At 56.1% G+C, this 13,478-nt stretch carries 10 protein-coding genes; all 10 read right to left on the bottom strand.

Annotated features, from left to right (window positions below; all coding sequences use genetic code 11):
• Positions 1–6 precede the first annotated feature (6 nt).
• A complete protein-coding gene (locus AB7M32_RS12270) occupies positions 7–855 on the bottom strand; it encodes a flagellin domain-containing protein (protein WP_454250048.1) in 849 nt (282 codons plus the stop codon).
• Between the two features lie 276 nt (positions 856–1,131).
• Positions 1,132–2,058, bottom strand: a complete 927-nt coding sequence (locus AB7M32_RS12265; protein WP_454252128.1) for a ketoacyl-ACP synthase III — start codon at positions 2,056–2,058, stop codon at positions 1,132–1,134.
• 233 nt (positions 2,059–2,291) lie between these two features.
• Positions 2,292–5,777, bottom strand: a complete 3,486-nt coding sequence (locus AB7M32_RS12260) for a glycosyltransferase (RefSeq protein ID WP_454250047.1) — start codon at positions 5,775–5,777, stop codon at positions 2,292–2,294.
• Positions 5,778–5,783: 6 nt separating this feature from the next.
• Positions 5,784–6,842: an NAD-dependent epimerase/dehydratase family protein gene (locus tag AB7M32_RS12255; RefSeq protein WP_454250046.1), complete on the bottom strand. Its 1,059-nt coding sequence runs from the start codon at positions 6,840–6,842 to the stop codon at positions 5,784–5,786.
• 41 nt (positions 6,843–6,883) lie between these two features.
• Entirely contained in the window at positions 6,884–7,801 is a 918-nt protein-coding gene (locus AB7M32_RS12250) for a LicD family protein (protein ID WP_454250045.1), read from the bottom strand.
• Positions 7,802–7,803: 2 nt separating this feature from the next.
• Positions 7,804–8,445, bottom strand: coding sequence for a class I SAM-dependent methyltransferase (locus tag AB7M32_RS12245; protein WP_454250044.1), 642 nt, complete (start codon positions 8,443–8,445; stop codon positions 7,804–7,806).
• A 61-nt stretch (positions 8,446–8,506) separates the two neighbouring features.
• A complete protein-coding gene (locus tag AB7M32_RS12240) occupies positions 8,507–9,817 on the bottom strand; it encodes an FkbM family methyltransferase (RefSeq protein ID WP_454250043.1) in 1,311 nt (436 codons plus the stop codon).
• Positions 9,810–10,898 (bottom strand): FkbM family methyltransferase, encoded by a 1,089-nt coding sequence (locus AB7M32_RS12235; protein ID WP_454250042.1) that lies wholly within the window; start codon positions 10,896–10,898, stop codon positions 9,810–9,812. Before AB7M32_RS12235 ends, AB7M32_RS12240 begins: the two co-directional genes overlap by 8 nt.
• Entirely contained in the window at positions 10,891–11,652 is a 762-nt protein-coding gene (locus AB7M32_RS12230) for a TylF/MycF/NovP-related O-methyltransferase (RefSeq protein WP_454250041.1), read from the bottom strand. The genes AB7M32_RS12235 and AB7M32_RS12230 overlap by 8 nt, the downstream gene beginning before the upstream one ends.
• 1 nt (position 11,653) lies before the next feature.
• Positions 11,654–13,441, bottom strand: coding sequence for a thiamine pyrophosphate-binding protein (locus AB7M32_RS12225; protein ID WP_454250040.1), 1,788 nt, complete (start codon positions 13,439–13,441; stop codon positions 11,654–11,656).
• Positions 13,442–13,478 lie beyond the last annotated feature (37 nt).

Raw genomic sequence — 13,478 nt, 5'->3', positions numbered from 1 at the left:
CGGCTATTACTGAAGCAGCTTCAGTACAGCGGATGGCAGTTGGTTGGCCTGGGCCAGAACCGAAGTAGACGCTTGCTGCAGAGTCTGCTGCTTGGTCAGTTGTGCAGTTTCAGCAGCGAAGTCGGTATCTTGTACGCGACCCAGTGCAGCACTGGCGTTTTCGTTGATGTTCTGCAGGTTGGAGATGGTGCTGGCGAAACGGTTTTGTGCAGCACCGAGGTCGGCACGGGCACTGTTGATGGTTGCCAGTGCAGCGTCGATCGCAGTGATGGCAGCCGAGAAGTTGGTTTCAGCAAGGGCGCTGGTGGAGCCCTGGATGTTGATTGCCGAACCTACACCCATGGTATCAGCGTCGAAGCTGGCGCTCAGGGTCAGCGTGATCTGGTTGGAGGTACCAGCGTTGGAGCCGACCTGGAAGGTCATGGTGCTGGCGGTACCGTCAAGCAGGTTCTTGCCGTTCAAGTTGGTGCTGTTGGCGATACGGGTGAGTTCGTCGCTCATCTGCGAGAACTCTTTGTTCAGAGCGTCACGATCGGTTGCGCTGTTGCTGTCGTTACGGGACTGGATAGCCAGTTCACGCATACGTTGCAGGATGTTGGTTTGTTCCTGCATCGCGCCTTCAGCGGTCTGCGCCATCGAAATACCGTCGTTGGCGTTCTTGATCGCCATGGTCTGACCGCGGATTTGCGAGGTCATGCGGGTAGCGATCTGCAGGCCGGCGGCGTCGTCTTTGGCGCTGTTGATTTTCAGGCCGGAAGACAGACGGGTCATCGAAGTGGACAGAGCATCGGAAGCCTTGTTCAGGTTCTTCTGAACGTTCAACGATGTGACGTTAGTGTTTACTGTTAAAGCCATGACGAATTCCTCGTTGGTTGGGTACTGCGGCTTCCGGCCCTGGCAACCGCCGGGTGTGGCCTAGAGAACCTTCGTAATAGTTATCGTCGGGTTGGGAACTTGCTTGAGGGCTTTTTTCAAAAAATTTGCTAGCAGACTGCCACCCCTTGTGAAACAAGGGTTTAGCGTTGGGCAAAGGCCCGAAAAATGGCGTCAAGAAACCGCAGAACAAAACCGCAGGCAAAAAAATAGCGCCACAGGCTGACCTGAAGCGCTAATAGGGAAGGAGGTAATCAATCAATCACGATAAAGAATCGCCGATCCCCAGGACAGGCCTACACCGAAACCGCTGATTGCCACGCGCTTCCAGTCGGCGTCCAGGACGTGCTTTTCCAACAGCAACGGAATGCTCGACGACACGGTATTACCGGTCTCGACCATGTCCTTGATGAATTTCTCAGGATCTCCCTCGAAACGCCGTGCCACGGCATCGACAATCGCCGCACTGCCCTGGTGAATGCAAAACGCATCGATATCGCTCGCCTGCAGTGAGGACTCATTCAGCAGTTCGTGCAAATGAGCCGGCACTTTCAGCAAGGCAAAATTGAACACCTGGCGACCGTTCATGAAAAACACACCGTCGCTGACCTTAAGGTGTGGCGCGCCGGATCCGTCGGTGCCAAATTTGGATTTGCCTAACTGCCAGCTGGCACCCTCCGCCATCCAAGTGGCCGTGGCCGCATCGCCAAACAACATGGTGGTGTTGCGATCTTCAGGGTCGACAATTTTCGAATACGGGTCGGCGGTGACCAGCAATCCATTCTTCAGCCCTGCAGCCTCCATGAAGCCTTTCAGGGCATAGATGCCGTACACGTAGCCCGAGCAGCCGAGCGATATATCGAACGCCGCCACATGGGTCGGCAGCCCAAGCTTGTCCTGCACGATAGCGGCCGTGTGCGGCAGCCCCTCTTCGTCACCGTTTTGGGTAACGACGATCAGCGCATCGATTGAATCGCGCGAAAGCTCCGGGTTGTTGGCGAACAACGCGTTCACTGCTTGTACACACAGATCCGAGGTTTCCTGGTCAGCGTCTTTGCGCGGCAAGAACGCCGAACCGATCTTTCCAAGGATGAACTCTTCATCCTTCTCGAATTTGGCACCCTGAGCGTAGTTATCCACACCAGCGGTCGGCACGTAACTCGCTATGCTTTTTATGCCAATCATCATGGCTTCCCGATCATAAATAGCTACTGAATATGTACCCCAGAAACGCGGTGGGGGTGCTTCCAACAATTGAACCGCGGCTCCGAACACGACGTTCGATGATCTGAACGCGCCTCCGGTCCGGAGAACACAATACATTGAAGATGCACTTTATGACCTATGCGTCACGCCGTTTTCTACTGGAAAACAATTTATCCTCGCGCGGCCATGCAACACCGTCATGTTTTTCATATTCAATCAGGCAGCCAGATGTCGCGTGAAGCCAGCAATGCGGAGCCTGATAGAGTCCAGGTGCGACCCACACGTTCGCGCAGGGCATCCCCAACTTGTGCCGCCGCATCAAGATCACCCAGGAAAGCCCGGATACCATCCATCCACGCTTCGTAACTATTGTTGACGCGCATAATCGGCAGGTCGATTCGATAAGCCTCGACATCGCTGCAGATGACCGGATAGCCACACGCCCCATACTCCAATAACCGCAGGTGGGTCTTAAAGCGGTTGGCGGGGCTGTCACCCAGCGGCGCCAATGCCAGATCAAGATTCAAAGATGCCAGCTTGCTTGGATAGGAAGCGATGTCAACATTCCCATGACATTCATGAACGAAGGGGCGCAGATGATCCGGGCATGGGCCAAGCACCACCCATTGCACCTCATCAGCAAGGTCCTTGACCACGTTGGCAAGCATATCAAGTTCACCGGAGTCACCTATGCCACCAGCCCAACCGATACGTGGCCGGTCTGCGCAACGGCGTTTACTGCCCAAGCCGCCCCAGTCTCTGGGAGACAGATGGGGGGCAAAGACCCGGATATCGTGATGGCTCCCTTCGAATGCCTGCGCCATCGCCTCGCTGTTCACCACCAGCCGATCCATATAGGACAGGCCCTGGCTTAACATCGCAAGCCCGTGCTCGGACAACGATGGATATTCACTCATATCGTAGATTTTGAAGGCCTTGGAAAAAGCCCCCATGTACCGCATCGCCTCAAGGTTGCTGTTGCTGACCGACTGTGCAAACACGATGACATCCGCAGCATAGCGCTCCAGTTCCACCACGGTAAGCAAGGCGGACGACAACCGACCGTCGATCAATCCAGCCTCACGCAGCGCGTTGAAGGTCTGGATGACTCGATGCCCGCCAACGTCACCTTGGGCCCCGGGATGAGCTAAAACACTCGGCAGGGCGTTACAAGCTGCCAAGGGACGCCAGGACAGCTTCGAGTCCGTCAGCTTGAATGCCGCACCAGCCGCAAGCGAAAAATTGAGGTTGTATGCCGGATCCCGAGCCAGTTGAGGCAACCATCGCTCAAATAAGCGGTACTGCTGCTCCGACGACGCCGCGGAACGTTCCGACTCACTCACTAGCAACTTCACCCGCGGCGTCCAGACGTTTAAATAGCCGGTTTGCTGAACTTTCAAGCAAAGATCCACATCCGCCCAAGGTGCAAGGTCTTCATCAAAGCCCCCCAACGCCAGGAAGAGTTCCTGTCGCAGCATCAGGCACTGACCGCTCACCGCGCTGTAGTTCTGATCAACTTGTCCCCGGAGCATATAACCTGCCGTGTCGGCGCTCTGGCCTAACAATGGCCTGCCCACGGTACCGCCCAGCCCCATCAACAGCCCGGCATGGCGCAGCTTACCGTCAGCATCAATCAACTTCGCTCCGACACACCCCACTTCCGGGCGCATGGCATGGTTAAGCAATTGCTGTAGCCAGTCTTGCTCGATCACACCGATGGCACAATCGAGGAACAAAAGCATCTCGCCCCTCGCTTCACTGGCGGCCTGGTTGCGAATAGCTTCGACCGATGCGGTGGAAGAAAAACGCAGTACCTGGATATTGTCGACACCCAATTGCTCAATGCCCGACAACCACTCACACAGGCTCGGTTCTTCATTACCACGATCCAGCAACAGTAATTCGTAACGACTGTACCGCGTTTGTTCCAACAGACTGTCAATACAACGTTGTGCGTGAGCTAATTGGCCATCAATCACAATCACGATGCTCACCATCGGCGCATCGTCATGGTTGTAATTCAGTTCGTAACAACCCGCTATCTGCGTATCAACCTGCGCCGCTGGGAACCCCCGTACGCGCAAGTGCTGTTCGAGAAGTGCCCGCTGTTGCGAGCTATCCTGCAACGTAAGGAGATCGCTGATCACCAAGGGCTCGCTGATATGCCCCACCCCCTCAAGGCCAACTGTTTCGATCATGCGGAGAATGAACTCCAGCTCGAAGGCATCCGGGTAATTGGTCACGAAACCACCCATTCCCTGCCAGACATCCCGACGGAACAGCCAGTGCCCAGCCATGGTGGCAGGCAGGCTCAGCAGTAGGTCAAGGTTGAAATCCGGACGCAGCATCAAATCCAGGTTGCCGTTGGCTTGGCGCATCACTTCGTCGGCATACACTGCCCGCAACGCTGGCGCATTGATCAGCTTCAGAGCGGCGATAAGGAAACCACTGGACGTCAATTCATCTCCGGCCCTGAGTATCATGAACCAATTGGCACTCGACTCGAAAAGCCGTTGATTGATGAGTTCCAGACATTGCGAGCCCGCGGTAATCTGAAAAGCTTCAAGATTGGGCTGGGGAGCGACGCTAGCAACATCAAGTGCCAGTACCGTCACTCGAATCGAGGCGTAAGTGGCACCAAGGGCGTTAATGCTGTAGATCGTGCGAGCCACCCCCTGCGGGTCTCCCCTGTCATCGAGCACCAACATCTCGAATACCGGCACGGTTTTATCGCTCAAATATTCCTTGAGTACATTTTTTTGCACATCGCTCAACACTCGCGAAGCCAGCCACCGGCCACCTTCGCCTCCCTTGCTTTGCTCCTGCAGGGTACGCACCGCTTGCTGGGTCACGTCGATAAAATGGTCCAGCGCAGACCAGAATTTCGCCTGATGCTCAAGCTGAGCCTGGCGCAACAAGGGTAAGGTCTGCCGGGCGCGTTCGATGGCCTCCGGAGTATTGCCCCAGGCCGTTCCGTAATTCTTATTCTCGAACTCGGAAAGCTGCCCTTGTGCATATTTGCCCGGCAACACAATACTGATACACCCACAAAGCGCCGCTTCAGCGGCCAACCCCGAGCGCTCGGCAAGATAAAAATACTCGCACTGCTGGAACAGATCGGCCAGCCCCTCCCAAGAATCTGGAAACTCAGGGGTTATCTCTATTGCATCCGGCGGCAATAGCCCAGGGTCGACTTTCGCCTGCGCGGCCCTCCCTTGGTAGTAACAGACTTTTCCCGGTATCCGTTTGGCAGGATTGGCCGGCGGGCAAAAGATACTCAGGTCAATCGCTGGCAGATGGAGGATATTGTCCTCCGGCGTCCCAGGCTGCAGCAGTCCTCGCGAATAGGCGAACAGCAGGTCATCCGGCTCATAGATACCACTGCCCCCCAGATACCCTGGCTGGTTCAGGAGATAACGTACAACGATCCCCGCCCCGAGTGGATTACCGTCGACGATCTCCGGATAAACCGCAATAGGCTCCAGGCCCTGGGACCGGTGCAAGGCGATGACATCATTGCTCAAGTAGGGCGTAATCAGATTCGGATTAAGCACCCGAGAGACGACATAGGCTTCATGGCCGGAACGGTTGAGTGCGTCGCACAGCATGTGCAGTACGCGAATGCCGGCGGAACTGCGACGATAGTTCGGCGCATAAATGTAGTAAGGCTGTGGTCGCTTGGAAAACAGTTTGCGCATCAACACTTAATCTCTTGTCGAATGGGGTGAATTATCAAGCTCGATCAGCCCGCGGTCCTGGTCACGAGCCCAATCCACCATGCGGTCGATAGAGGCATCCACAGAGGTCCAGACCTCCAGTCCAAGGCCTCTGGCGCGATTGATATCCGGTACATAAAACGAGCGCCCCGCATCGTCAGGGCGCCCTAATACGGTCACTGGCTTCTCCGGCGCTATCCGTGCGACGACTCGCCTTGCCAGGTCAGCGATGCTGATTGCCTGGTCCGAACCCACGTTGTACGCAACCCCCGGCTCACCACGCACAAGCAAGGTCAACAGCCAGACCGCAAGGTCCGCGCCGTACAAGTAACTACGAATGGCCTGGCCACTGGAGTTGAGAACAATCTCATCGCCATAAAGGGCATCACGAACGAAGTTGCCGATGGCAAAGTGACCATCCAGCGGCAACCCTGGCCCTGCGAAAGCAAAACAGCGAGTCATCACAACCTGGATTCCATGACGCTGCGCATACAATGCTCCCAATGTCTCCTGCGCCCGCTTACCTTCGGCGTAGGCACTGCTAACGGCATTACTTGCACAGGCTCCGCTATACGACTCACAAACACCGGTAGTGAAAGGCAGGCTTCCGTACTGGGCGCCCGAGCCGGTTAACAACACGCGTGAAGAGGTGCTACGCGCAGCAAGGTCAAATACCCGTCTTGCACCATCGACGAGTGTATTGAACAGCTCCAATGGATGTGCGTTCGCCGCCGCCGACGTATCTGCCGCGGCGTGCAAAATCAAGTCAGGCGCACGCCCCGGCAACTCAACGAGATCACGAATGTCGCCCGTGAACCAACTGACCCAATCGCATTCCCGATACTCGGGATGTGCCGCCAGAAAGCGCGACGGATTGCGCGAGGTGATTGTCACCGTGATGGAGGCCCCTTGACTGTTGAGCTCGTGTAGCAATGCCAGTAGCCAGCGGCCAAAGAAACCCGTCCCGCCGGTCAGCAAAAGATGAGCACCGGACAGTTCATCCTGCAGGCTCAGCCCGGCCAGAATCGGTTGCAGATCGTCAGGCACCCCGAATGCAGCGCTTGACGGACAAATGTGCACGTTCTTCTTCAGAAAACTGACCTCAATGTTTCTCGATAATCGGACTCCTGCATCGGATAGTCAGCCAACGTGACATCCTGCTTAGGCGCCTGCCAATTACCATAAACATACGTCAGGTAACCGGGTACATCATGCGGAGTGAAAAACTGTCGCCCCAGGAAGCTCATTGTATCGGCCGAACGAAAATGCACTTCAGGGGCGATAAACTCCGGACCGGATGACTTGGTGACCGATTTCCCATCTTCAAAAATGCGCCGCATGAAACCCAGTTCAAACGGGACGATGACGTCGCAATCAACCGCATTCTCGAATGTAACCGATACACCCGTGACGAAATCGCCCGACTTGAGAATGATGATTTCGATGCAAACGGCCGGTCGCTGCGGAAGGAGCGACTTGAGGTCGGATAGATGGTCAAGCAGTTGGGGAAATTCGTCGTCATTGATAGAAAAGTCGACATCGTCATCCCACGGGATCAGGTCACCATCACGCGTCGCTCCCAGAAGCGTGCCGAAATCCATCAGGACGGGTATGTTGAACGCCTCTGCAAAATCACCGACCCGTTGAATGGCTTCCACGGCCAGCGCCTTGGTGAAATCGTGAGAAAACGGTTTGGCCCCATTATTGACCGCTAGCATGCTTTTCGGAGGAAGAACGATTTTCTCTGCCGGAACACCTAGTTCCGTCAGTTGAGCGGTAATACTTTCCCACCAACCGGTGCTGATAACGACCAGATCGTACTCCAAGGCATGCAAGGTCGACGGCAGAACGACCGGCACCCGGCCGACGTTGGTCCCCTCCTTGAGCGGATCGTTGTCAGCGAATGCAACCACATTCAACTCGGGAAACCGGGCAAACATCAGTCGCGCCACTCGCCCGGCACCAAACAGTACCAAACGTTTTTGTTTAAGTTGTTCAGGTACCATGTTCACCCCTTTACAGCAACGCAACGCCCAACTAGAGCATCTTCATCGCGGTACTTTGCAAAACCTCGCCCCTGTATCTGGTAGGCAATTGAAAATCCCGTCCCCTGTAGCGTATCGATCAATGCTTCATGGTCGATATAGCGACGGTAGTGCTGACCAAATCGTTTCGCCCCGCTTTCATCTTCCTTGGTCCTGTATTCCAGGAAAACCAGGCTGCCGGGTGCAAGCGTATTTTCCAGCATGTCAAAGAATGCCTTTTCCACCTCGGCGTCGATCGCATGCAAAAAGAAACGCGCATAGACCGCAACGCGACGTTTGCCTTGCAGGAAATCCTGGAGGTGTTCGGTACTGCCCTCGGCGTTACTCAGCAAATACTGGACCTTGGCACTTTTTGTGCGCTGTTGGCATAAAGCGATGGCTTCGCTGGAAGCATCGAATGCCAACACCTGAAAACCGTTGAGCGCAAAAAATTCACTGTCGCGCCCATTGCCGCAACCAAACTCAACGACCGCGTCCACGCCAATGAACTCGCCAGCAGAGAACACTGAAAACTGAGAAGGCAATTGCGGCACCGATGTATCTTGACGACTATAAAAGCCGTTCCAGTATTCCAAGCGATCAGCCAGGGTGGGATTGAAACTCATTGACGTACATCCCTTAAAATTCTTTTTAATCAATCGTGAAGTTGTCTCACGAGCCGAGGTATTAATAAAAATAGAGCGTGGTGTCGTCGACAATATCCGAATAATGACGAACACCGACTTTGTAATCCGAACGAATGGAAAGAACCGTATCGATCAATTTCCATAAATCATCACTACGGTGATAGGCACACACGCACAACTTCGGTCGTTCACGTTGTATGACTTGGCGAGCGCCACGCAGCGCGCCTTGTTCGGCGCCTTCGATGTCGAGCTTGATCAGGGTCACGTCGCCGGACATGATCTCGTCCAGCGGGATGCCAGGTACATGCGCAAGCGCTGTCGCCGGCTGCTCGGAAGATAACGCACCGAGCACATCACAACTATTGGATTCGGGCGCCGATAATTGGCAAGCCACTTCAGTCATGGCCGCCTGAAGCACCCTCACTTCGGAGCGCCCGTCGAACTTACTCTGGCATTCCAGGAATGCCAGTTGCTCTGGTTCAAAAAGACAGGCACTTTCCACCGGACCGAAACGTGATTCGATTTTGCTCAATGTGTCGCCGTTATAGGCACCGGCATCTACATAATGACGAAGGTCTTCAGCCCGGATGAATTCGGGTTCGACATATTCATCCATGAAGTCGGAACGAATCTTCGAGTTAGCATGGCCGAGATCAAGGCGCATGGCCATTAAGCCATCGAATACTTGTCGCGAGCGCTCATCATCAAGGCATAGAAATGCGGAGATGAAAGCCAAGCGTTCATCGATGACCTTAGTCCTGTAGTTGCGGAAACTGGCCTCAGTGATATAAGGCGCATCCATCGCAACAAGAAATTGCTGCATGGTCATGAAATTGCCCCAACCCTTGGCCTCCAGGTCATGTTGAATGACCGCACTGTAGCGGCCACTGCCCAAGACAATAAGTGCATTGTCGGGCAGGCTGGAAAGGTCGAACGCCTTCACCGGTATCCCATCGAGCGTTGTGTTGTGTTTGCTCGCATCGTTATCGAAGAATGCTTGGACACTCCCACCGCGGTTGGCGTAAAGACGCGCCAATAGCACCCCCACTTGATGGGCGCCAAAGACATAGACCGGCGCATCAAGTTGCCTTTCCAATGGTTCATAGGAAAAGTCGGAGGCACTATCGCAAAGCAACCTGGCCATGGCGGGATAGGTGCCGAGTCGTTTCAGGACATCCAAATGATGGCGCGAGCGCAGCACCACTTCCTGTTCGGCAGCAATGCTCGCCTGCGGATCGAAACGAAACTTCAGGATCGAGGATTGTCCATCAAGGGAAATCGTGCACTGATAGGTATGGCCTTCCGTCAGCGCTTCACTTTGCAGCAGATCGGCATTTTCATAGTTACGCATGCGTTGCTACCTCATTGCAGCGTTCAAAGTCATTGGGCGCGACCGCATAAAGCACCGTATCGAACGAGCTATGGGCATGACAGCGCAGAAAAAAGCGATAACCCAGGCCGTATTCGTCTATCTGTTCAAAAATGCTCCACAGATGTTCGGCGCGGTGATAGATGCTGACGGCCAGGTTCGGACGGTACTGACGAAGAAGTTGCAAGGCCCCCTCCAGCGCAGCAGGCTCTTCGCCTTCAATGTCCATCTTGATCAGTGTCGGCGCAAAGCCCGGCAGTGCGTCATCCAGTCGAACGCAGGTCACGGTCTCGCCGCCCGATTCGACAAGATGGCCGCCAGCGCCCAACGCGCCATCGAAGCCGACCTGACGATTGCCATCGGACACACCGCAAGGAAAGTTGACTGCGTTGAGATTGCCCTGGCTCTTGACGAGCACCGCATAGTTTTCAAGGTTTGGTTCGAAAGTAGCGACGCCCTCGAAAATCAGGCCAGCGGCGCGCATCTCTTCCACGGTATCGCCGGTATAAGCGCCACAATCGATAAAACGCAACGGCTGCGGCCAAGTCGGCAAATCTTCAGGAAAATACTGTCGCGGCGAAGGCGCAGGTAAGCGTAGATAGTCACCGGTAATTCTGAAATCAACGATGCGATCCAGCAGCTCCCGGCTGGTTTCATCGGCCAGGTTCTCGCGCAGATGGGCGATCCGATCAGCATTGGCCTCGTAGTAACGCGGGTCCACCAACCAGTAACGAAACGGCTGCCCTTCGGGAAAATGACGAACGAACTCAACAAGGCTGACAACACGGCCATAACCCAACTGCTGCAATTGGGCCACGACTTCGCCGACATCCACGTAATTATTGAACAAGCCGATGATTACGCAGGCACTGGCCGGATCATGACTGGCAGCCCAGTCCTGGGCACTGGCGACAGGGATGCCATCGACCTGATCCAGAGACGCATCGCGATCCAGGAAAGCGCTGACCCTGACATCTCGATCCGCCAAATAAGCCTGGACCCGCTGGCCAGCCAAGCGCGCGCCATAAACCAGCACATGTTTGAAGTTCTGCTCATCAAGCATGTCGGTCTCCTGACGCGATCCGCACCAACACGGCATGCCCGTTGAGGTTGTGCAAGAAGCGGAAATCCTGGTTCGCGGCAGTGAACTCATTCACCAATCGGGTCACACCTTCGCAACCAAAGAAACCATAATCGTCAAACACCACGACAGCACCGGCCACCAGGCGTGGCAACGCCCATTCCAGCACGCTGCGCGCGGACTCATACACGTCCACATCAATGTGCAGAAAGGCCAGCCGTGGACCGACATGTTCGGCGTTATGCTCCGGGAACATCCCTTCCAGCAGGTGGACACGATCGATCACACCGCAACGGGCGGCGAGGGCCTCCACCAGTTGAATATTCGTGTCGCTGTGTTCCCCACCCTCGTAGCGGGTATCAAGACTGCCCGCCTTGACCACACCGGTGAACGTATCAGCCAGGAACACCTTGCGGCCAGGCCGCTGGCTAGCCAGCGCCAACAAGCAACCCGAACCACCGCGCCATACACCCACTTCAAGAAAGTCGCCATCGACGCAATCCAACTGCCGGGCCAGCGACCACAGCTCATACAGCCGGTATTTATCCACGAGAGTATTGCGTTCGACCAGCGCGAGCGCTTGCTCAAAGGACTTATCGCCGCACCACGGCGCATAGCTCGAATACGGCAACAACCGCTCATGACGAATTTCAGGCGACTTGGCATGCGCCCAGGAAACCGTACCACGCAAGTAGCGGTAGCTCAGGCCGGTCAATTTTCTCTTCAGCCAGGCCATTTCAGTTGCGCTCCGAAATCGCCATCTGCGCATTGAATTCGTCGCGCGGCAGGAATGGATAAAGGTCTTCCAGTGCTCCGGTCTCCGGTTTGCCCTGTTCGTTGATGCGGGTCATCACACGCGGCACACGCGCCTCTTCGACCTGGACCAGCACTTCACAGATCACCGGACCACTGCGCGCGAGTACTTCACTCAATGCGGCGTCCAGCCCCTCGTGAGCATCGATGCGTGCATAGCCCACGCCATAGGCGGCGGACAATTGCTGCAGGTCGGGCAGCTTCAGGCCGCTGGTGTCATCGGCACCGACCAGCAGTTTGAAGTGCATGTTCTGCGACGTCCGGATGGAGGCGTAACCCTGGTTGTTGATCACGAAACACTTGATCGGCAGGTTCTGCGCGGCCAGCGTGGCCAGTTCCTGGATATTGAGCTGCACGCCGCCATCGCCCTCCACGCAGATCGTCTGTTTACGACCCGAGGCAAGGCAGGCGCCGATAGCCGACGGCACGCCGAAGCCCATCGATCCGGTCCCGCGGTTGTGGAAGCAGCGCTGGTCTTTCTTCAGGCGCAGGTTGAGCAGGAACAGTTCCGAGGCGAAACCGGAACTGCCCGGGGCAATCACATCGCCTTCGCTCAACAGCTCCGACAGACGATCGGTGAAGTGATACATGCTCACGCCTTCGCTGTCGTCGGCGTGCTCGGGTTGCAGCAACGGATACCGCTCGCGCCAGGCTGCGATCTGCGAACGCCAGGCGGAATAATCCGGCAGCGCGGCGGCCTTGATACCCGCCACGAGCCCTTCAATGAACGGCTTGACGTCAGCCACGACTTTGACTTCAACCGGCATTTGCAGCTTGGCGATTTCAGCCGGGTCGATATCGACCACGACCTTCTTGGCATAGGGTGCGAAATGCGCGTGGTTGTAAGCGGTGAGCGCCATGTCCAGGCGTGAGCCCAACACAATCAACAGATCGCAATTCTGCAGAGTAAAGTTCGCCCAGCGCGGCGCGATCGAGCCAGGACGACCGCCGAAGAGTGGATGATCATCTTCGATCAAGTCCATGGACAGCCATGTTGGCATCACGGGGACACCCGCAGACTCGATCAGTGCATTGAAGGCCTCGACAGCACCGGCCATGCGAATACCGCTACCGGCAATGATGCCCGGACGTTTGGCGGTCTTGAGCAACTCAAGCGTGCGGCTCACCGACTCGCTGACGTCGACGGCTGCGGCAACCGGCGGCAATTTGGCACGGCGCAATTGAGCGGGATCGATCTGGACCGCTTGCACATCCAGCGGTACGTCGAGCCAGACCGGACCACGACGGCCAGTCAGCGCAGCATGTTCGAGTTCATCGAACACTTCAGCCACCGCCAGTGGGTCGGTCAGGGTCACGGCGCCCTTGGTAATCGAGGAGACGATGGAGACGATGTCGGCCTCCTGCACACCCAACATGCGCAAGCCGGTGCCGGCTTTCAAATCGGCGGTCTTGACCTGGCCAGAAATGAAAAATACCGGCGTGGAGTCGAGCCAGGCGCCCAGGGTCGCCGTTACCGCATTGGTGGCGCCCGGACCGCACGTGGTCATGCAGGCACTCGGCCCCCCGGTCAGCTTGCCCGCCGCTTCGGCTGCGATGCCAGCGGCCTGTTCATGCAGGCAGAGGATCGGCTCCAGGTCCGGATGACGTCCCAGAGCATCGTTCAAATGCATGGCGCCGCCACCTGGCAGGAAGTACACCTGTTTGATGCCCAGTTCCGCCAGTCGATTCATGATGTAGTCAGCTACACGCATTTTGGTACTCATTATTCAAGACCTCAGTTCGCCGAGC

The sequence above is a fragment of the Pseudomonas sp. R151218B TE3479 genome, from assembly GCF_053629195.1.
The sequence above is the reverse complement of the archived record's forward strand: the minus strand, read 5'-3'. Positions and strand labels throughout refer to the sequence as shown.